General features: G+C 68.5%; 20 protein-coding genes. 5 read left to right on the top strand and 15 right to left on the bottom strand.

Going from position 1 to position 20,522, the window contains the following annotated elements; all coding sequences use genetic code 11:
* Positions 1-12 precede the first annotated feature (12 nt).
* From gspK to AC3A35_RS25070, 12 genes are all read right to left on the bottom strand, one after another.
* Positions 13-900, bottom strand: a complete 888-nt coding sequence (gene gspK / locus AC3A35_RS25125; RefSeq protein ID WP_487439277.1) for a type II secretion system minor pseudopilin GspK — start codon at positions 898-900, stop codon at positions 13-15.
* Entirely contained in the window at positions 900-2,903 is a 2,004-nt protein-coding gene (locus AC3A35_RS25120) for a PhoX family protein (protein WP_487439276.1), read from the bottom strand. The genes gspK and AC3A35_RS25120 overlap by 1 nt, the downstream gene beginning before the upstream one ends.
* Before the next feature lie 152 nt (positions 2,904-3,055).
* Positions 3,056-3,583: a type II secretion system protein M gene (locus AC3A35_RS25115; RefSeq protein WP_487439275.1), complete on the bottom strand. Its 528-nt coding sequence runs from the start codon at positions 3,581-3,583 to the stop codon at positions 3,056-3,058.
* Positions 3,580-4,821, bottom strand: a complete 1,242-nt coding sequence (gene gspL / locus AC3A35_RS25110; protein WP_487439274.1) for a type II secretion system protein GspL — start codon at positions 4,819-4,821, stop codon at positions 3,580-3,582. The genes AC3A35_RS25115 and gspL overlap by 4 nt, the downstream gene beginning before the upstream one ends.
* Positions 4,822-4,870: 49 nt before the next feature.
* Positions 4,871-5,455, bottom strand: coding sequence for a type II secretion system protein GspJ (locus tag AC3A35_RS25105; RefSeq protein ID WP_487439273.1), 585 nt, complete (start codon positions 5,453-5,455; stop codon positions 4,871-4,873).
* Positions 5,452-5,826, bottom strand: coding sequence for a type II secretion system minor pseudopilin GspI (gene gspI / locus AC3A35_RS25100; protein WP_487439272.1), 375 nt, complete (start codon positions 5,824-5,826; stop codon positions 5,452-5,454). Before gspI ends, AC3A35_RS25105 begins: the two co-directional genes overlap by 4 nt.
* Positions 5,823-6,326 (bottom strand): GspH/FimT family pseudopilin, encoded by a 504-nt coding sequence (locus AC3A35_RS25095; RefSeq protein WP_487439271.1) that lies wholly within the window; start codon positions 6,324-6,326, stop codon positions 5,823-5,825. Before AC3A35_RS25095 ends, gspI begins: the two co-directional genes overlap by 4 nt.
* A gap of 38 nt (positions 6,327-6,364) precedes the next feature.
* Positions 6,365-6,799, bottom strand: coding sequence for a type II secretion system major pseudopilin GspG (gene gspG, locus AC3A35_RS25090; RefSeq protein WP_487439270.1), 435 nt, complete (start codon positions 6,797-6,799; stop codon positions 6,365-6,367).
* A gap of 9 nt (positions 6,800-6,808) precedes the next feature.
* Entirely contained in the window at positions 6,809-8,014 is a 1,206-nt protein-coding gene (gene gspF / locus AC3A35_RS25085) for a type II secretion system inner membrane protein GspF (RefSeq protein WP_487439269.1), read from the bottom strand.
* 70 nt (positions 8,015-8,084) lie between these two features.
* The gene (gspE, locus tag AC3A35_RS25080) at positions 8,085-9,551 is read right to left on the bottom strand and encodes a type II secretion system ATPase GspE (RefSeq protein ID WP_487439268.1); all 1,467 of its coding nucleotides are present in this window, start codon (positions 9,549-9,551) and stop codon (positions 8,085-8,087) included.
* Positions 9,548-11,767, bottom strand: coding sequence for a type II secretion system secretin GspD (gene gspD, locus AC3A35_RS25075; protein ID WP_487439267.1), 2,220 nt, complete (start codon positions 11,765-11,767; stop codon positions 9,548-9,550). Before gspD ends, gspE begins: the two co-directional genes overlap by 4 nt.
* 5 nt (positions 11,768-11,772) lie before the next feature.
* A complete protein-coding gene (locus AC3A35_RS25070) occupies positions 11,773-12,327 on the bottom strand; it encodes a type II secretion system protein N (RefSeq protein WP_487439266.1) in 555 nt (184 codons plus the stop codon).
* A 281-nt stretch (positions 12,328-12,608) separates the two neighbouring features.
* Here AC3A35_RS25070 and yoaA point away from each other — a divergent pair, with 281 nt between their 5' ends.
* The 5 genes from yoaA (at position 12,609) to moaE (ending at position 17,106) form a co-directional block, all read left to right on the top strand.
* Positions 12,609-14,567, top strand: a complete 1,959-nt coding sequence (yoaA, locus tag AC3A35_RS25065; RefSeq protein ID WP_487439265.1) for a DNA repair helicase YoaA — start codon at positions 12,609-12,611, stop codon at positions 14,565-14,567.
* A gap of 99 nt (positions 14,568-14,666) precedes the next feature.
* Positions 14,667-15,161 carry a molybdopterin-guanine dinucleotide biosynthesis protein B gene (gene mobB, locus AC3A35_RS25060; RefSeq protein ID WP_487439264.1) on the top strand — a complete coding sequence of 165 codons (495 nt, stop codon included), beginning with the start codon at positions 14,667-14,669 and terminating at the stop codon, positions 15,159-15,161.
* Positions 15,158-16,363 (top strand): molybdopterin molybdotransferase MoeA, encoded by a 1,206-nt coding sequence (locus tag AC3A35_RS25055; RefSeq protein ID WP_487439263.1) that lies wholly within the window; start codon positions 15,158-15,160, stop codon positions 16,361-16,363. The genes mobB and AC3A35_RS25055 overlap by 4 nt, the downstream gene beginning before the upstream one ends.
* A 5-nt stretch (positions 16,364-16,368) precedes the next feature.
* Positions 16,369-16,623 (top strand): molybdopterin converting factor subunit 1, encoded by a 255-nt coding sequence (gene moaD, locus AC3A35_RS25050; RefSeq protein WP_487439262.1) that lies wholly within the window; start codon positions 16,369-16,371, stop codon positions 16,621-16,623.
* A 3-nt stretch (positions 16,624-16,626) separates the two neighbouring features.
* Entirely contained in the window at positions 16,627-17,106 is a 480-nt protein-coding gene (gene moaE, locus AC3A35_RS25045; RefSeq protein ID WP_487439261.1) for a molybdopterin synthase catalytic subunit MoaE, read from the top strand.
* An 80-nt stretch (positions 17,107-17,186) separates the two neighbouring features.
* On the opposite strand, the gene AC3A35_RS25040 is transcribed toward moaE, so the two are convergent.
* The 3 genes from AC3A35_RS25040 to AC3A35_RS25030 all read right to left on the bottom strand — a co-directional run bounded on the left by AC3A35_RS25040 (position 17,187) and on the right by AC3A35_RS25030 (position 20,464).
* Positions 17,187-17,693: a phasin family protein gene (locus AC3A35_RS25040; RefSeq protein ID WP_487439260.1), complete on the bottom strand. Its 507-nt coding sequence runs from the start codon at positions 17,691-17,693 to the stop codon at positions 17,187-17,189.
* Between the two features lie 199 nt (positions 17,694-17,892).
* Positions 17,893-19,938 (bottom strand): acyl CoA:acetate/3-ketoacid CoA transferase, encoded by a 2,046-nt coding sequence (locus AC3A35_RS25035; RefSeq protein WP_487439259.1) that lies wholly within the window; start codon positions 19,936-19,938, stop codon positions 17,893-17,895.
* 31 nt (positions 19,939-19,969) lie between these two features.
* Positions 19,970-20,464 (bottom strand): hypothetical protein, encoded by a 495-nt coding sequence (locus AC3A35_RS25030; RefSeq protein ID WP_487439258.1) that lies wholly within the window; start codon positions 20,462-20,464, stop codon positions 19,970-19,972.
* Positions 20,465-20,522 lie beyond the last annotated feature (58 nt).

Raw genomic sequence — 20,522 nt, 5'->3', positions numbered from 1 at the left:
GCCCGGCGACGCTCAGGGCAGGCGCAACCAGACCACGTCCACACGGTCATCGTTCCGTGCCAGCAGCGCCTGCAGCCGCACGGTGGCGACGCCGTGGTTGGCGCTGATGTCGGCCAGAAAATAGTCGCTGCGCACGTCGAAGCGCCTGGGGTCCGGCATCAGGACGCCGTCAGGCAGCAACAGGGCGAGTTCCGCCACCGTGTCGGCCGCATCGGCGCGCAAGGCGTTCGCCAGTTTCGCAGCGCCCTCGCGGCCGAGACCCGGAAGGGTCGCCGCGAGTACCGCGGGCGGTGCGGTATTGATGTTGATGCGGGCGGCGGCCGGCAAGGCCGCGGCGACCCGGGTCAGGTGTGCGACCGTGGTCGCATCCAGTCCGCCGATCGTTCGCACGGCATCGACATGGGCCAGCGGGCCGTATTGCCGCAGATGCGCCTGCACGCTGGCGGCGGCCCGCGCAGCGCTTGCCGCATCGGCGCCGAGGAGCTGCAGCAGTGCGCTGAACTGAGCACTGGCGTCGGCATCGGGCTGACTGCCGCCGACGAGCGCATTGACATCGAAACGCCCCGCCATGTCCTCGATCTGCAGGCTCACGCGCGCGTCCCGGTGCAACTCAGGGTGGAGCAGCTGAGCCCAGGCCTCGCCGCGGCCGTCGATCCGCGTGTTGCGGACGTCATCGGCAAGCATCAGACGTGCGAGTTCGACCGCGCTGCGGGCCAGTTGTCCGGCCTGCTGGTGCTGCTGCCGCCCTTGGGCCATGTCGAGCGCGGCGCCGACCCGGGTGATCGCGATGCTGGCCATGCCCGCAACGAGCGCGACCGCAAGTAGCGCGACGATGATCGCCGAGCCCTGCGGTCGCTCGAGACGCCACCCCGTACGGGGTGGCCGGGGAAGGTGATGCATCAGGTCCCGATCACGCCGCCGTCCTGCTTGGTGATGATCACGGTTGCCGAGCGCGGCCGGCCGCCCGCGGCTTCCGGCCACTGGCTGAAGGCCAGCGGATTGGCGGCGATGAACTCGTCCATCGACAGGCCGGCGGTCGGAGTCGGCGCGTTCGGATGGCTGCCGACTTCGCCCGGGTGCTGGACGTTGATGAACATCGACTTGCCGTCGGGGGTGAAGGTGAGGCCGGTGATCTCGCAGCCTGCCGGGCCGACGAGGAAGCGCTTGATCTCGCCCGACACCGGATCGGCACAGAGCATCTGGTTGTTGCCCTGGCCGGCGTAGTGGCTGGCGTTGCTGAAGTTGCCGTCGGTCTGGATCCACAGCCGGCCGTCGGCGTCGAAACCGATGCCGTCCGGGCTGTTGAAGGTGTTGTCGGCGGTCACGTTGGCCGAGCCCGAGCGCAGATCGCTGCGGTCCGGGTAGGCGATCGGGTTGCCGGCGACAACGAACAGATCCCATTCGAAGGTGGCGGCCGAGGCGTCATTGCCCGCTTCGCGCCAGCGCACGATCTGGCCGTAGCGATTGGCGGTGCGCGGGTTCGCGTCGTCGGTGACGCTGCGGCCGCTGTTGTTGGTCAGCGCGCAATACACCTCGTTGGTCTCCGGATGCACCGTGATCCACTCCGGGCGGTCCATCTTGGTGGCACCGACCGCGTCGGCGGCGATCCGGGTCTTGATCAGCACCTCGCCCTGGTCGGCGAAGCGCGCATCGGCAGCCAGCACCGGGTTCGCGCTCTTGTCGAGCAGGATCCACTCGCCGTTGCCCATGAAGTCGCCACTGGCGGCGCCGTCGGCGAAGCGGGCGACGTAGAGCTTGCCATGGTCGAGCAGGCGACGGTTGGCGGCATCCTTGCCGGGAATGAAGCGGCCCTCGGAAACGAACTTGTAGATGTAGTCGTTGGCCTGGTCATCGCCCATGTAGACCACCACCCGGCGATCGGGGGTGAAGGCATAGGCCGCGTTCTCGTGCTTGATCCGGCCCAGGGCGGTGCGCTTGACCGGGGTCGAGTCGGGATCGTAGGGGTCGATTTCCACCATCCAGCCGAAGCGGTTGCTCTCGTTCGGCTCCTTGACGTAGTCGAAGCGGTCGTCGAACTCTTCCCAGCGATAGCCGGTGCCGCGGGCGTTGATGCCATAGCGGCGCATCGCATCGTTACGGCTGTCGGCGCCGCTGGTGGTGCCGAAGTAACCGTTGAAGTTTTCCTCACAGGTCAGGTAGGTGCCCCACGGGGTGAAACCGTTGGCGCAGTTGTTCAGGGTGCCGAGCACACGGGTGCCGCTCGGGTCGGCGTGGGTGCGCATCAGCGGATGGCCGGCGGCCGGGCCGCTGATCGTCATCGGCGTGTTGCCGGTGATGCGGCGGTTGTACTTCGAACTGAGCACGATGTCCCACTTGCCCTTGTGCTGGCGGATGTGCAGCACCGAGGCGCCATGCGCGTTCTGCGCCTTGAGCGCCTTTTCGGCAGTCCACGGCGTCATGAATTCGGCACCGAACAGGTACTCGTAGTTGGTGTATTCGTGGTTCATCACCAGCAGGCCTTCCTTGCCCGACTTGCCGTGCAGCGGGAAGAAGTGCATGCCGTCGTGGTTGTCGCCGATCTGGCGGCCCTGCTCTTCGCCGGTGTTGCTGCCGTCCGGCTGCCACGCGGGGGAGTTCGCGAACAGGGCATCACCCCAGCGGGCGAAGATCTGTGCGTTGTAGCCTTCGGGCACGACCACGGCGTCGCCCGAGGATGCGGCGACCGGCTTGAAGCCGATACGCGGCGCCTTGCGGGGGCCGTCGTGGCGGTGCTGACCACCGACCGCCTGGGCGACGAGCGGCGACCCGAGAAAGGCCGCGGCGCCCAGGCCCAGCCCGCTCTTCAGAAACCCGCGGCGCGATACCGCGCGGCCGACGATCTCCTGGAAGTGCTCGTTGTCGGACAGATTGCTGGGCAGATCGTCGTGGTCGAAATCACTCATCTGGTTGCTCCGTTATCGTTGGGTTGCAGGGGAGACAGCATTCTCGACAGCGAAGGTTGCAGCGTGGTGACCGGCATATGTCAGCGAGTTGGGGTGATGTCCCCAGGGCTGATGACAGGAGCGTCAAATTGATCCGGATCGGAGCGCGGTCGTCAGGGCTCCGCGCGCGGGATCAGCGTGCCGCTGACTTCGTCCCGGTCCGCTCGGGTCGTGATCGACAGGGTGTGAACCGCCAGCCCGCGTTCGCCATGCAGCGCCGCCAGCCAGTCGAGGACGACGCCTGCTTCGGCCCGGCCGCTGAACGCGATGCGGTCGTCGCGTCCCGGATTCACTGCCAGCGTCAGGCCGAGCTGTTGTGCGCCGAGTCCGTCGATGCCGAGAGCATCCGCGGGCGGGGTGCCGGCTGAGGCGTCGGCCGCGATCGGTGGGCGCTGGCGCAGTTCGGCAATCTCGTTGGCAGCGGCGTGCAGCCGGGCGAGTTCGGCCTGTTTGGCCGGCAGGCGGACGGCCAGCCGTTGGCGCTCGGCAAGCAGACTTTCGAGGAACCCGCCCGCCAGTCCGATAGTGGCGACGGCGAGGGCCAGCTGCACGGATCGGCGCTCGCGCCGGCCGAGCGCATGCCAGCGCTGGGCGAGGGTGTCGCGCAGCGCGCCCGGACGAAGGTTTGGGAGGAGACTCATCGGTCCGCTCCGGCCACGATCTCGATGCCGGGACTGGTGCCGTGCATGCCCTGAGTCGCCGTCTGCCGCTGCCGTGCGAACATGCCGTTCAGCGCAAGCCGCTCCGTGTTGGTGACTCCATCCAGGTCCAGCATCAGCCGTCCACGGTCATAGTCCAGCGTGGTAATCGACGCCGCGGGAAAGCGGCTGCGGGCCTGACTGAAGATCGCCAGCTGCGCGAACAGGTCGTCCTCCCGCAGCCGCCCGTGGCGTGCACGCAGGGTGTCGCGGTGACGCTCGAGCTGGGCCAGCGGCATCACCGCGGGGACGCCGGGCAGGGCAGCGGCGAAGATCCGGTCGATCTCGGCTTCGGTCCGGGCCAGCAGGTGGCGTTGCCACAGCAGGTCACCGACTTCGATCCCCCCGACCACGGCGAGGCCGATCGCGGCGAGGGTCAGGGGCAGTCGCAGCCGCCGGCCGAAGGCGCTCGCGACCGCGGGCGGCGTGAACATGCCGTGCAGCAGGGAGCCTGCGGCGGTCCCGGTCCACCACGCCCGCGTGTCGGCGTGCTCGACATGCAGCGCGGGCAGCGCGTGGCGGAGGGTGCGGGTCGCATCGTCGCTGTCGGAATGCACGATCAGTTCGCGGGCGGACGCGTCCTCGGCGGCAAGGGCCGCGAGCAGGGGGCCGTCGAGTGGTAGGGGGCCGGCTGCCGTCGGCGCGTCGAGTGCGACCGCCGAAAACACGCCCCGGCGCAGGACCATGGTGCCGGGGCGCAGGCTCAGGGACCAGGCGCCGTCCTGGTGCGGGGCGAGCTCGAGTTCGCTGAACAGCGTGCGCGGCATCCGCCCGTACCCCTTGAGCGCATCGAGGACCGCCTGCAGGCGGGCACGGTCGACCGCCACCACGGCGGCGCGCACCGCATCGCCATCGGGCTGGCGATGGAGCACGGTGAGATGCTGGGTGTCGGGGGGCTGGAGGAGGGCATCCTCCATCGCGTAGGCCAGCACCCGGGGCTCGCTTCCGCGCCGGCCCCGTGGCAGGCGCACGTCGTGCAGGCTGGTCTGCCAGCCGCCGAGCACGATCTGGAGCGTGTCCGCCTGCGGCCAGTCGCCGGGTGCGCCGCAACCGTCGGCGATGGAGCGGCCGTCGCCGTCGAGCAGGGCCCAGCGCGCCGCGGGCAGCTCCGGCCAGGCTTCGTCGATCAGCACGACGAGGCGGCTGTCACCGGGCGACGGAGGCGTGCTGTGCAGGGTCATGTCGGGTATTCAACGAGGGCAGGCGGGAGCGTCATCGTGGCTTGTACTGTCAGTGCAGCGCCACGATGCGGGTAAGGGTGCCGAGGTCCGGCAGTTCGAGCTGGAGCTCGACGCCTGCCGGCAGTACGGCCGGATCGACCCCGGGCGGCGGCCAGCTGTCGATCCGCCTGCCGCCATGAATGAAGCGCCAGCGCAACTGGCCGATGCGATCGAGCAGCAGATCCTGCGCAGCCGTCGGCGCGTCGCCCGTGGGCGCCCGGCGCGCGCGATACAGCTGCTGCTGCGAGAAGCGCAGACTGACCTGCGCGATGCGCCCGCCGTCGAGGACGTGCAGTTGCAGTTCGCTGCCGCCGCGGGCCAGCGGCAGCAAGCGGATCGCAGGCTGGCCGGCGGAAACAATGGCGAGTTGCAGCAGATCGGTCTCGATCCGGTGCGCACTGCGCTCCAGATCCCGCCAGCGCTGCTGACGTTCGCCGACGTGGGTGTCGAGCAAGCTCATCTGGCTGACCGCGCGATAGCTCAGTACGCCGAGCACCGCGAACACCGTCAGCGCGACCAGCAATTCGACCAGCGTCAGCCCCTGGGCATGCGGCGGAACGGGGCTGCGCCGTCCGGGTGATCGATGCTGCGTCATCGGGGGCTCCCGCGCAGGGTGGCGACATGACCGGTCAGATGGGCACGCGGCTGATCGTCCTCGGCGAACACGGTGACCTCGATGGCCCGCAGGCCGGGCATCGAGGTGTCGGTGACCTGTTGTACCCAGCGGAAGCGATGATGGCCCTGGATCGCCTCGCCCTGCTGGCGTCCCGGCGGCGGTGCGCCGATAGCGTGCACCTCGGCGAGCCGGTTGTGTGCGACCCAGGCAGCGAGGGTGCGCTCGCCCAGCGCCTCGACCGTCTCCGCCGCGCTGCCGCCGGCACGCAGCGCAGCGCCGATGGCGACCGCCAGGATGGTCAATGCGATCAGGTTCTCCAGCAGGGTGAAGCCGCCGTTGGCGGGTCTCATCGCGCGACCTCGGCTTCGACCAGCGTGACCTTTCCGGCCGTGCTTCCCAGCAGATGGCGGTCGCCCTGCGGGGCGGACAGGGTCAGGCGGAAGCTCGGCGCGGCGGCTCCGAAAACCAGGGGCTGGGCTGCCGCAAGCTGGCGGCCCTCGACTTCCAGCGCCTGCCACTGCAGGTCCGCCGGCAGGCGATGCGCGCCGAGCACGCGGGAGTCGCGAACCGGTGCCCATTGCCCGCCGGCGTCCAGGGCGAGAAAGCGATAGCCGCCGTCGAGCCGCTCAAGTGCCACCGGCTGGCCGCGGATCCAGGCCCGCTCGGCCGCGACCTCCAGTCCGAGGCGCAGGGTTTCGAGCGCGCGCCGGCTGTCGCGCTCATGCACCCGGTCGAGGCTGAGCGTGATGCCGGTCGCGAGTGCGGCGAGGATGCTCAGCACCACCATGACCTCGATCAGGGTGAAGCCGGCAGCGGAGGCCGTGGTGGAGCGCGGGTAGCGGTCAGACATCGGCGGCGGCGAAGGAACGCGAGTGGCGGGTAAGGCGATCACAGCATCCACGAGCCGATGTCGGCATCCACGCCTTCGCCGCCGGCCTTGCCGTCGGCACCCAGGCTCAGAATGTCGATGTCGCCGTGGACGCCCGGGTTCAGGTACTGGTAGGGCGTGCCCCAGGGATCATCGGGCAGGCGTTCGAGATAGGGTTTCCAGTTGTCGGCGGCGGGACCATTGCCCGGGCGCTGGACCAGCGCCTGCAGGCCCTGCTCGGCGGTCGGGTAGCGGCGATTGTCGAGGCGGTAGAGCTTGAGCGCCTGCATCAGGGTGCCGATGTCCTGGCGCGCGGCCACCGCGCGGGCTTCGTCCGGGCGGCTGAGTACGCGCGGCACGACCAGCGCGGCGAGCACACCGAGGATGACGATGACCACCATCAGTTCGATCAGGGTGAAGCCGCGGGCCGGGCGAATGTGGGGGCGGATTTGCATGGTCGGTTCTCAGTTCATCATGGTGTTGATCTCGATGATCGGCTGCATCACCGCAAGCACGATCAGCAGCACGAGGCCGCCCATCACCAGCAGCAGTGCGGGTTCGAGCAGGCTGGTCAGGGCGGCGCTGCGGTTCTCCACGTCCTGCTGCTGCAGGCGGGCGGCGCGGTCGAGCATCTCGCCCAGGCGCCCGGTGGCTTCGCCGTTGGCGATCAGGTGCAGCAGCAGGGCGGGATACTGGCGGCTGGTGCCGAGCGCGCGTGCCAGCGACTGGCCTTCGCGCACCTGCTCGGCGGCGCGTGCGAGCGCATCGCGCAGCGGCAGCAGCACCAGCACTTGACGGCCGGCCTCGAGCGCCGCGAGCAGGGCGACGCCGCTGCCGCACAGGATGGCGAGCGTGCTCGCCAGCCGCGCCGACTCCAGGCTGCGCAGGTGGCGACCGAGCAGCGGCAGTGCGAGCAGGCGCGCATGCCAGCGTCGGCGCACCGCCTCCTGCTTCAGTGCGAGGCGGGCGGCGAGGATGGCGCCGAGCAGCGCCGGCGGTAGCAGCCAGCCCCAGTTGCGCAGCAGCTCGCTGAGCACGATGAGGCCGCGGGTCAGTGGCGGCAGGGTCTGGCTGCCCTGCTGGAACACGGTCACCACCTGGGGCACGACATAGGTCATCAACGCGACCACCACCAGCAGCGCGACGGTGGCGACGATCGCCGGGTAGAGCAGGGCCTGCATCGTCTTCTGGCGCAGGCTGCCGCGGCGCTCCAGGTAGCCGGCGAGCTGTTCGAGCACGTCGGCCAGGCGACCGGACTCGTCGCCGGCGGCGACCGAGGCGCGGTAGATCGGCGGAAAGGTGTGCGCCCAGGACTCGAGTGCCGCGCTCAGACTGTGACCGGAGAGCACCTCGGCGCGCACGCCGGCCAGCAGTTGGCGGGCCGGTTCCGTTTCCGCCTGATCGATCAGCGCGGTCAGCGACTGCTCGACGGTGAGGCCGGACGCGAGCAGGGTCGCCCACTGGCGGGTGAGCAGGGCGAGGTCGGCTTCGCGGATGCGCGGCCGGCGCGCGGGTCGCCGACCGGAGTGCGCGTTCACGCTGTCGAGCTCGAGTACGAACAGGCCGCGCTCGCGCAGCACGGCGCGCGCCGCCCGTGCGCTGTCCGCTTCGAGCACGCCCCGGCGGTCACGCCCGCCGGCATCGGTGGCCTGGTAGTGGAAGGCGCTCACGGTTGCGCGCTTCCTGCAGGCACAACCGCCGCGTGCGGCAAGGTGCGCATCGCGGTACGGGGGGTCGCATTCATTCGCGGGTCACCCGCAGCAATTCCTCGGGCGAGGTGATGCCGTCGGCCAGCAGGCGCAGGCCGTCGTCGCGCAGGCCGCGGTTGCCGTTCGCGCGCGCGGCGGCGCGCAGCACGGCCTCGTCGGCGCGGTCGTGGATCAGCGCGGCGAGCGCGGCATCGAAGCCGATCAGCTCGTGGATGCCGGTACGCCCGCTGTAGCCGGTGTGGGCGCAGGCCGGACATTCGTCTGCCGCCCACGCCTGGGGCGCGATCTGCGGGCCGAACAGGGCGCGCTCGGCCTCGCCCACCGCATGCGGCCGGCGGCAGTCCGGACACAGCCGGCGCAGCAGGCGCTGGGCCAGCACCCCGCGCAACGTGGAGGCGAGCAGGAAGGGCTCGACCCCCATGTCCACCAAGCGGGTGACCGCGGAGGCGGCGTCGTTGGTGTGCAGCGTCGCCAGCACCAGGTGGCCGGTCAGGCTCGCCTGCACCGCGATCTGCGCAGTCTCGAGGTCGCGGATCTCGCCGATCATGATCACGTCCGGGTCCTGGCGCAGGATGGCGCGCAGCGCGCGGGCGAAGTCGAGCTCGATCCGCGGGTTGACCTGGGTCTGGCCGATGCCGGGCAGGTCGAACTCGACCGGGTCCTCGACGGTGACGATGTTCAGCCGGCTCGCGTCCATGCCCTGTAGCGCTGCGTACAGCGTGGTGCTCTTGCCCGAACCGGTGGGGCCGGTGACCAGCACGATGCCGTGGGGCTGGCCGAGCAGGGCGGAAAAGCGTGTCCGGGTGTCGTCGGCCATGCCGATCGATTCGAGGCCGAGGCGCGCCGCGCCCTTGTCGAGCAGGCGCAGCACCAGGCGTTCGCCGTGGGCGGTGGGCAGGCTCGACACCCGTACGTCGACCTGGCGCCCGGCCAGGCGCAGGCTGATGCGGCCGTCCTGGGGCAGGCGCTTTTCCGAGATGTCCAGGCTGGCCATGATCTTGATCCGCGAGGCCATCGCCGCATGCAGCCCGCGGTGCGGCCGGGCGGCGTCGTGGAGCACGCCGTCGCGGCGAAACCGCACCACCGAATGGCGCTCATAGGGCTCGATGTGGACGTCCGAGGCGCCATCGCGCACCGCCTGGGTCAGCAGCGCGTTGATCATGCGGATGATCGGCGCCTCGTCCTGCGATTCGAGCAGGTCCTCCACCGCCGGCAGTTCGCTCATCAGCTGGCCGAGATCCATCTCCTGGCCGATGTCGGCGACCAGCTCGGCGGTACTGCCGTCGTGCTGTCCGTAAGCTTCCGCCAGGCGGGTATCGAAGTGCTCGCTATCCACGGCCTCGATGCGCAGCGCCCGGCCGATGCCGCGCCTCACCTCGGCCAGCGCGGCGAGGCTGGCGCCGGCACGCAGGACCACGTCGGCCGAGTCGGCGCCGACGGCAGCGACGATCACCCCGTGCTTGCGGGCGAAGCTGTAGGGGAGGGACGGTTGATTCATCGCCAATGCCGTTCTTCGGTCGGAGCCGGAGGCTGATCGTGCTCCGGCGAGTACGCCGGTGGTCCGGTTTCGGGGGCGCGGGCGGCCGGCAATGCCGGCGGCGGGCTGTCCAGCGGCGGCAATTGCGGCGGGTGGGCTTCGCCGCGCAGCAGAGTGCCGGCGACGCGCTGCTGCTCACCAATCACGTAGTCGTAACGCGACGCGGTGAGCCCGGCATAGCTGTCGGCTCCGCGCAATACCACCGGGCGCAGGAAGATCACCAGGTTGGTCTTGCTGCGCTTGCGGCTGTCGTAGCGGAACAGGGCGCCGGCCAGCGGGAGGTCGCCGAGCAGCGGCACCTTCTCCTCGCCCGCGCTGTAGCTATCCTCGATCAGGCCGCCGAGGGCGATGATGGCGCCGTCATCGACCAGCACGGTGGATTCGATCGAACGCTTGTTGGTGATCGGGCCGTTCACGCTGTCCACGCCGCTGACCACACTGGAGGCCTCGTGGTAGATCACCAGCTTCACCACCCCGCCTTCGGAGACCTGGGGGCGCACGCGCAGGGTGAGGCCGACGTCGCGCCGTTCGATGGTCTGGAACGGATTGACCGCGCCGCTGCTGCCGCCCGTGTTGGTGTACTGGCCGGTGACGAAGGGCAGATTGCGGCCGATGACGATCTTTGCCTCCTCGTTGTCCAGGGTCACCAGGTTGGGCGTGGACAGGATATTGGTCTTGCTGTCGTTCTCGAGAAAGCGCGCCAGCACCGCGAGACTGGGGATGGTGCCGATGCCGGGCAGGGTGACCGTGCCGCCGCCGATGGCGACGTTGATGCCGTTTCCGGGCAGCGTCGGCGTGCCCGCGGCGGCGTTGCCGATCAGGGTCTGTAGATTGTTGCTGCCCGAGCCGAAGCCGCTGATCCCGATCATCGAGGTCGACCCGCTGCTGCCCGCCGCCGCCCACTGCACGCCCCACTCGGCCGCCCGTTCGGCGGTGATCTCGGCCACCAGCGCCTCCACATAGACCTGGACGCGGCGGCGATCGAGCTGGTCGATCACATTGCGCAGGTTGTTGTAGATCGCATCCGGGGCGGTGATGATCAGCGCATTGCTGGCGGCGTCGGCCTGGACCATGCTGCCGGCGGCAAGACCGTTGCCCTGGGGGGCGCCCCCATAGCTCGCCTTCGTCGGCGCCGCGACGGCCATGGCGCCGGCGTCGCCGCCGCCGCTCGATGCCGCAGTGGCCACCGCCTGGCTGGGGACGGCCGCGGACAGGCTGCCCACTGCCGTGGCGGCCAGGCTCTCGCCCGACAGGATCGCGCGCAAGGTCTCCGCCACCCGGGTGGCTTCGGCATTGCGCAGGTACACCACGCGGATGTTGCCGCCGGCGCCGGGCTTGTCGATCGCGGCCACCACCTGACGGACCGCCGCCAGGCGCGACGGGCTGCCGGCGCGGACCAGCAGGCTGTTGCTCTGCAGGTCGGGGACCAGGGTCACCTCCTGGGTCGGGTCGGCGTTGGCGCCGCGCGTGGCGCCGCCGAGCAGCCGCATCACGGTGTCTGCAAGGTCGCGGGCGGCGGCGTGCTGCAGCGGTATCACCAGCAGGTCGGCTTGCGCCGTGTCGATCGATTCGATGATGCGGGCGATGCGCTTGATGTTGTCGGCGTAGTCGGTGACCACCAGCGCATTGCTCGCGGGGAGGGCCGACACGGTGTTGCTGGGCGTGACCAGCGGCCGGATCGCGGCCACCAGGCCAGCGGCCGATTCGTGCTGCAGCGCGAACACCTGGGTGACGAGGCCGGTGCCGGCTGGCGTCTTGCCGCCGCTGGTGACCGGTACGCCGTGCAGCTTGGCGTCCGCCTCGGGCACGACGCGGGTGATGCCGCCGGACTCCACCACCGCAAAGCCCTGCAGGCGCAGGGCGGCGAGCAGGATGTCGTAGGTCAGCGCACGCGGCACCGCGGTGTTGGTGACGATGTTCAAGTTGCCGGTCACCCGCGGGTCGACGAGGAAGTTGCGGCCGGTGATGCGACCGACCGCATCGATGACCGACCGGATCTCGGCATGGGCGAAGTTCAGTTCGACGTTCTCCGGCTCGGCTGCGGCCAGCGCCGGACGCGGCAGCACCAGTGCGGTGACCAGGGTCAGTGTCCACAGTGCCCGGCACAATTTGCTGGCGATGGGAAGCTTGACGACGGCGAGCTGCTGTTGCGGGGAAACGTGATTCAGGATGGGCATTGGGCTCAATCGTCGTTGGACTGCGGTTCCGGCGCCTCGCTGCGGGCCGCCGTGCCGCTCGGGCCAGGGGCCGGCGTCGAGGTCGGGTCGGAAAGGCGAAGGATGGCGCGGCGGCCATCGGCCTCGAGTTCGACGTGGTCGGCCAGAATGCGACGCAGACGCCAGCCTTCGCCGATCTGTTCACCCTCGCGATACGCGGTCGTGCTGCTCCCGGCACTCAGCAGCGCGAAGGCGCTGCCGCCGTGAAACCCGGTGGCGACGCCATGGAGCTGCGCCGATGGCAGGTCCGGCACTAGTGCCACCGCCAGCGCGGGCGTCGCGGACCGGGCGGACTGGTTGGCGAACAGTGCGGGCGACGCGAGGCGGGCCGCAACGGCGAGCGGATCGCGGTCATGGATCGCCGCCACCGGGAGCTCCGGCGTGCGGGCGGTGAGGCTGCTCCAGGCGGTGAGGCCGGCCCATAGCGCACAGCCGATTGCGAGCAGCCATGCCGGAATGACCAACATCATCTGGCGAATCGCGGCGCCGGTCAGTGTTCGGCGAAGGTGGAGCTGGAGCATGCGTTGTGCGGGGTGGCAGGTGGATGCGGAGTCCGAGTTTTACGACATGAATGTGACGGCTATTCGAGACTGTCATGTTTTGCTGCGCTCGCCGTCGATCGCGATTGCCGCGACGGCAATTGGAGGATCGGTCGGAAGTCGTGCCTGCCGATCGTCGACCTGCAGCCGTGCAGCTACCCCCATCGGGCACCCGAAGCTCAGCGCGTAGGTGCGGGGAGGCGTCCGACCACGTAGAATCGCCCACCACCGCTCACGCCAAACCACCCCTCAGCTGCCATCGCATGTCCGACCCCAGCTCGATATTCGCCCCCGACGGCCCGCTCGCTGCCGCGATTCCCGGCTTCTGTGCCCGTCCGCAGCAGATCGAGATGGCGCAGAAGATCGCGGAGGCGATCCGCGGCAACCGGGTGCTGGTTGCGGAGGCCGGTACCGGGACCGGCAAGACCTTCGCCTATCTGGTGCCGGCACTGATGTCCGGGGGCAAGGTGATCGTGTCCACGGGCACCAAGACCTTGCAGGATCAGCTGTTCAATCGCGACCTGCCCACGGTGCGCGCCGCGCTCAAGGTGCCGGTGTCGATCGCGCTGCTCAAGGGGCGGGCGAACTACGTCTGTCCCTACCACCTCGAGCGCAACGAACGCGAGGGCCGCTTCCTGACCCCCCAGGACGCGGCCGACCTGCGTGCCATTGCGCGCTTTGCCAAACTGACCCGGACCGGTGACAAGGCCGAATGCACCGACGTGCGCGAGGACTCGATGGCGTGGATCGCGGCGACCTCGACCCGCGACAACTGTCTCGGCCAGGACTGTCCGCACGTCAAGGAATGCTTCGTCATGCAGGCGCGGCGCACGGCGATGGAAGCCGACGTGGTGGTGGTCAACCACCATCTGTTCTTTGCCGACGTGATGTTGCGCGACGAGGGCATGGGCGAACTGCTGCCCGCGTGCAACGCCGTGATCTTCGATGAAGCGCATCAGCTGCCGGAAACCGCCAGCCTGTTCTTTGGCGAGAGCGTGTCGACGGCCCAGGTGCTGGAGCTGGCGCGCGACACCCGCTCGGAGGCGGTGTCCGCGGCGCGTGACTGTGTGGCGCTGATCGACGAGACTCGTGCGCTGGAGAAGGCGGCCCGTGATCTGCGCCTGGTTTTCGGCACCGAGAGCGCACGCCTTGCGGCGACGCAGGCGGCGGAAAAACAGGATTTCACCGACCGGGTTGGCGGCCTCGCTGCCGCGCTCGACAGCCTGCATGCGGTGCTCGACACCCAGGCGGAGCGCTCGGAGGGACTCGCCAACTGCCTGCGGCGCACCGAGGAGATGGTCGAACGCCTGACGCGATGGAGCAATCCCGACGAGAAGGATCTGATCCGCTGGGTCGAGGTCTTTGCCCAGTCGCTGGCGCTCAACGCCACGCCGCTACATGTGTCGGAGGTGTTCCGCCGGCAACTCGAAGGACATCCGCGGGCGTGGATCTTCACCTCCGCCACGCTGGCGGTGGGGAACGATTTCGGCCACTACTGCCGCGAACTCGGGCTTGCCTGGATGGACCCGCCGCCGATGACTTCGGTCTGGGGCAGCCCTTTCGACTATGCCACCCAGGCGCTGCTCTATGCGCCCCAGGGCATGCCGGAACCGAATTCGCCGGACTATATCGAGACCGTGGCGCGCACCGCCTTGCCCCTGATCCGGGCCGCACGCGGACGCGCCTTCGTGCTGTGTACCTCGCTGCGCGCGATGCGGCGGATCCACGAATTGATCTCGGACGGCCTGCAACAGGCCGGGGATCCGCTGCCGATGCTGTTGCAGGGCGAGGGATCGCGTACCGAACTGCTGGAGCGGTTTCGCAAGCTGGGCAACGCGGTGCTGGTCGCCAGCCAGAGTTTCTGGGAGGGCGTGGACGTGCCGGGGGATGCGCTGTCACTGGTGGTCATCGACAAGCTGCCCTTTGCCCCGCCGGATGACCCGGTGCTGGCGGCGCGCGTCGAGCACATGCAGCGGCAGGGCCTGAACCCCTTCATCCACCACCAGCTGCCCCGCGCGGTGATCAACATGAAGCAGGGCGCCGGTCGCCTGATCCGCACCGAGCGCGACCGTGGCGTGTTGTGCATCTGCGATCCGCGAATGATCGCCAAGTCCTATGGCAAGGTGGTGTGGCGCAGCCTGCCGCCGATGCGTCGCACCCGGGCCGAGGCCGACGCCGTCTCCTTTCTGGAGAGCCTGCCGGCGCCGCGCGCGGACGCCTGAGCGCGACGATCGGGCTGTCCGCAATCAAGTCGGTGCACTGCTCCTTGTTGTATCCTCTCCCTCCCGAACACGCTGGCGTCGGTACGGCGGCGCATCACGATGAAAGTCTTCGGTATCGCCGGCTGGTCCGGCTCCGGTAAAACGACACTGGTCGAAAAACTGATTCCGGCGGTGACCGCGCGCGGCCTGAGGGTCTCGGTGATCAAGCACGCGCACCATGGTTTCGATCTCGATCGTCCCGGCAAGGATTCCTACCGCCATCGCGAGGCGGGAGCGACCCAGGTGCTGATGCTGTCCAACGATCGGTGGGTGTTGATGCACGAATTGCGCGGCCGGGCCGAGCCGACGCTCGACGAGCAGCTGCGCCTGCTGGCCCCCTGCGATCTGGTGCTGATCGAGGGCTACAAGGCGGCCGCGGTGCCCAAGATCGAAGTCCACCGACCGTCCCATGGCAAACCACCGCTGTGGCCGGAGGATGAGCATGTGGTCGCGGTCGCGACCGACGCCGACATCGTGTGCCCGTTGCCGCGGCTGCCGCTCAACGACCCCGCGGCCGTCGCCACTTTCATCCTCGACTATCCGGAAGCTTCATGAACGCCAACATGCTTACCTTCGACGAGGCCTTTGCAAGCCTACTCGGCTATGCCCGACCAGTGCGCGAGATCGACGAGATCGACACCATGATGGCCGCCGGCCGGGTGCTGGCGGTGGCGCAGCACTCCCCGATCTGTCAGCCGCCGATGGACAACTCGGCCATGGACGGTTACGCGCTCAGAGCGGCCGACGTCCCCGTAGCCGGTACCCGGCTGCCGGTGAGTCAGCGGATTCCGGCCGGCACCGTGGGTCACGCGCTTGCCGCAGGTACCGCGGCGCGCATCTTCACCGGTGCGCCTTTGCCCGACGGCGCCGATGCCGTGGTGATGCAGGAACTGTGCGAGCACGACGGCGACACCGTCGTCGTCAACCATCTGCCGCGTGCGGGTGAGGCGGTGCGGCGCGCGGGGGAGGATGTGGCGCTGGGCGCCGAGATCCTGCCCGAGGGCATCCGCTTGCGCCCGCAGGAGCTGGCGCTGGCTGCATCGGTGGGGCTGGCGCGACTGCCGGTGTTGCGGCGGATGAAGGTCGCGGTGTTCTCGACCGGCAGCGAGCTGGTAATGCCGGGCGAAGCGCTTCCCCCGGGCGGTATCTACAATTCGAACCGGTTCATGTTGCGCGCTCTGCTTGCCCAGCTCGGTTGCGAGGTCACCGATTTCGGCATCGTCCCCGACAATCTCGAGGCGACCCGCAGGGTGTTGCGGGATGCGGCGCAGGGCAACGATCTGATCGTGACCAGCGGTGGCGTGTCGGTGGGCGAAGAGGATCATGTCAAGCCGGCGGTCGAGGCCGAAGGCAGTCTCGATCTGTGGAAGATCGCGATGAAGCCGGGCAAGCCGCTGGCCTACGGGCGGGTGCACGGAGCGGCCTTCATCGGGCTGCCGGGCAACCCGGTGTCGAGCTTCGTCACCTTTCTGCTGATGGTTCGTCCCTTCATTCTCGCCACCCAGGGGGTCGGCGAAGTGAGGCCACAGGCGGTGACGCTGCGCGCGGATTTCGACTGGCCGCGGCCTGATCGCCGGCGCGAGTTCCTGCGTGCGCGGATGACGATCGGCGGGACCGTGGAGCTGTTTCCCAACCAGGGTGCGGCCGCCCTGAATTCGACCACCTGGGCCAATGGGCTGGTTGATATACCGGCAAGTACCGCGATTTCGAGCGGCGATCCGGTGCGTTTTCTGCCCTATGGTGATCTGTTATGGTGAGTCCGATGAAGGTGAAAATTCTCTATTTCGCCAGCCTCCGGGAAGCGGTGGGCTGTGGCAACGAAACCCTTGAACTGCCGGCGGAGATCGCCACCCTGGGCGCGCTGCGCGCTCACCTCGCGGCCCGTGGCGAAGGCTGGCAGGCGCTGGGGGTCGGGCGCAATGTCCGTGCCGCGCTCAATCAGCGTATGGTTGGGGCCGAGGCCGCTCTCGCGGGCGGCGACGAAGTTGCGTTTTTTCCGCCGGTGACCGGAGGCTGAGACATGAGCGTCAGTGTTCAGGAAGCGGATTTCGACGTGGGTGCCGAGATTGCGGCACTCTCCGCGGGGCGGCCGGAGGTCGGCGCGGTGGCGAGCTTCGTCGGGCTGGTGCGCGACGTCAGCGACGATAGCAATGTGGCGGCGATGACGCTGGAGCACTATCCCGGCATGACCGAGCAGGCCCTGGAGGACATCGTTGCCGAAGCCGGCCGCAGGTGGGCGCTGCTGGCAGTACGGGTCATCCATCGTTACGGTCGGCTGATGCCGGGTGACCGCATCGTGTTTGTCGCGGTTGCCGGGGCTCATCGCGGCGAATCGTTCGCTGCCTGCGAGTTCATCATGGATTACCTGAAGACCCGGGCCCCGTTCTGGAAGCGCGAGGAAACGCCGGAAGGTGCGCGCTGGGTGGATGCGCGCGACAGTGACGATACCGCCGCCGCGCGGTGGACCGAGGATTGGGACGACATCGAACAGCGGCGCTGATCGCCGCCCGGCCGTTGCCGGGCCCTGGTACACGTAAAACGGCGCCCGCGGGCGCCGTTGTCACGACGGAGGCGGCTGGCTTACTTGCGCCCTTTGCCGCCACCCTGGGTGAATGCCTGGAAGGCGTCGGCCGATGCGCGGGTCATCTGCTCGAACGCGGCGCGGGTCGTGTCCATCGCGGTCTGCATCGCACCCATGGCGTTCTGGTCGGTGATCGGCATGCCCTTGAACATCTTCTCCATGGCGTCGAATACGTCATGACTGCCGGTGCTCAGTTGCTCGCCGACCAGCTTGCCGACTTCGGCCTGGGTACGGGTGGTGATCTCGGCGATCTCGCGCGCGCACGACAGCATCTTCTCGGTGGTGGCCTGGGCGTACTGGGTGCGTAACTCCACCACCTGCTTCGGGTCTTTCACCGCGGAGAGCGCCTTTGCATTCTGCACGCCCTCTTCGAACAGGGACTTGGCAGTGGCAACCTGAAGCTCCATCACCCGCTGGGAGTTCTCGATCGAGAGCTGTGCCAGGCGCATTGCGGCCTCGAGGTTCTTCTTCTGGAGTTCGTTGAAATCCTGTTTGCTTGCGGCCATGTGTTGCCTCCTCATTTGTGGATGGATTATTCAGAGGCGCATTTCACCGCCCGACAGCGCGATGATGCCACTCGGCTAGATTTCGCCGCTCCCTCGCCTCACTGATAACCATAGCACAGCAAATTTCCGCGCTGGTACCGGCGTCGGCAAGATCGATGCATTTGTCGGTGCATTGCAACATTCCGAGGAATTTCGTCGGCTATTGCCCTTCGTTCGCGTTCAACGCCTCGAGCTTCGCCCGGGCGGACGCGGAGTCGGCAAACAGGTGCGGAACGAGCTCGCGGTTGGCGAAGGCATCGCCGAGGCGGGCGCGCAGGAAGGCGCTGGTGGTGTAGCGGGTCACCGCCGAGTAGTGGCGGCTGACCAGGCCGCGAACCATGTCGGCATAGGGTTCCAGCAGCTCAGGAGTGATCGAGAAATTGTCGTAATTGACGATGGCCGCAACCCGGTGGCCCACCGGCACGAGGCAGGCCTCCACCTGTTCGCGGATGCGATCGATGTCGTCGACGGTGCGGATCGACATGCCTTCGAAATTGACGAAGAAGAGGTCCTGCTGCGGGTCGTAGCTCAGCCTGCGTTCGAGCGGGATCGACAGCAAAGCCTCACGCAGCCCCATCGGTTCGTTGCGGAATATCCGCTCGTCCATGGTGCGTAAGGTGGCACCGATGAGCGGCCGGAAACCCATGTGCGCCAGGATGTCACGCTCGATGTCGATGCCGGGAGCGACTTCGATGAGTTCCAGCCCATGCTCGCCGAGTTCGAACACGCAGCGTTCGGTGATGTAAAGCGCAGGCTGTCCGCGCTTGCGGGCGTATTCGCCGCTGAAGGTGCGTTGCTCGACCTCGTCGACGAACTTGTGGGCGCTGCCCTCCCGCGTGATCGACAACTGGCCCTGTCTGAGTGCGACCTGCAGATCGCCGGTGGTGAAGGTGCCGACGAAGACCACCTTGCGCGCATTCTGGCTGATGTTGATGAAGCCGCCGGCACCGGCGAGGCGGGTGCCGAAACGGCTGACGTTGAGATTGCCGGCACGGTCTGCCTGGGCGAGACCGAGGAAGGCGATGTCGAGCCCGCCGCCGTCGTAGAAATCGAACTGATAGGGTTGATCGATGATCGCGTCGGTGTTGACGGCCGCCCCGAAGTTCAGGCCCGAGGCCGGAATGCCGCCGATCACGCCCGGTTCGGTGGTCAGGGTGAGGAGGTCGATGATCTTCTCTTCGGCCGCCACCGAGCCGACCCCCTCGGGCATGCCGATCCCCAGGTTCACCACGCTGTTGGGTACCAGTTCGAGGGCGGCCCGGCGGGCAATGATCTTGCGCTCGCTCATTGCCATTGCCGGCAGCGCGGACGCGGGGACGCGCAGTTCGCCGGAGAACGCCGGATTGTAGGCGTCGGCGAAGGTCTGCATGTGATGTTCGGGCTTCTCGGCGACCACCACGCAGTCCACCAGCACGCCGGGAATCTTGACCATGCGCGGACTCAGACTGCCGCGTTCGGCAATCCGCTCGACCTGCACGATCACGATCCCGCCCGAGTTGTGCGCCGCCATCGCAATCGCCAGCGCCTCTAGGGTGAGGGCTTCCTTCTCCATCGTGATGTTGCCGTCGGCATCGGCGGTGGTGCCGCGGATGATGCCGACATGGATCGGGAAGGCCTTGTATAACAGATAGTCTTCGCCGTCGATCGGCATCAGGCGGACAAGTTCTTCGGTGGTGCGTTCGTTGATTCGGCCGCCGCCATGGCGCGGGTCGACGAAAGTTCCGAGCCCGACCCGGGTCAGGGTGCCCGGCTTGCCCGCGGCGATGTCGCGAAACAGATGGGTGATCACGCCCTGGGGCAGGTTGTAGGCCTCGATGCGGTTCTCCACTGCGAGTCGCTGCAGGGCGGGCACGAGGCCCCAGTGGCCGCCGATCACGCGCCGGATCAGGCCGCTGTGGCCAAAGTGATTGAGCCCGCGGTGCTTGCCGTCGCCCTGACCTGCGGCATAGACGAGGGTCAGGTCGCGCGGCCGTTCGAAGGGGCCGGGGTCGTCGGCGAGATACAGGGCTTCGAGGGCGCACGCCACGCCTTCGGCAAATCCGATGCCGACGAAGCCGCCGGTCGCAACGGTATCACCGGGACGGATCAAGCGCACCGCGTCGGCCGCGCTGACAATTTTTCCGCGCCGGGGGAGGGTGTCCGTACTCAGGATGGGGTGGGTCGCGGGGCGGGGCCTGGGGCCGTTTTCCGGCAGGTGTCGGGTCATGTTTGTCTCGCTGGTTTGCCTGTGTGCAGGCTCAATCCCATTCCGGCTCGTCGTCCACCATGATGACATGACATCCGAGCAAGGGACTCAGTTCGGCGATCCTGCGGCAGTGGTGCAGTCGTGGCCTGGATGCGGGGGCTCCGGTGATGATCAGGTCGACGCCATGGCGGATGATTGCGCCGCTCAGGGTCGGATCGATGAGGGCATACTCGGTGATCCACGACCTCTGTGGCTGCAGTTCCAGTCGAATCGCCAGGCCATCGAGCAGGATCGCAGCCGACGAGCGGTCGCAGCCGGCCGCATCATGCTGGCGCTGCGCGTCCGCCTGCAGGTGCATCAGACTCATGGTGTCGCCCAGCATATGCGCCATATGGACCAACCTGCGGTGATAGCTGTCGGTGGTTGCCGAGAAATCGGTCGCCAGCAGCACGTGGCGGTAACGACGCCCCCACCGGGGCTTGTGGAACGGCAGCATGGCGCAGGGATGCGGCGCTGCGTGCCCGAGCGGGATCGGCTGATCGGTCAAGAGTCTCCTCCTCGAAGGTATGGCGGCATTTATGGGGGCCGCTCGCATATCGCTTAGC

It is taken from the genome of Azoarcus sp. Soil_N_20 (assembly GCF_057656155.1).
Note: the sequence above shows the minus strand (reverse complement) of the source record. Positions and strands in the feature narration are given on the sequence as shown.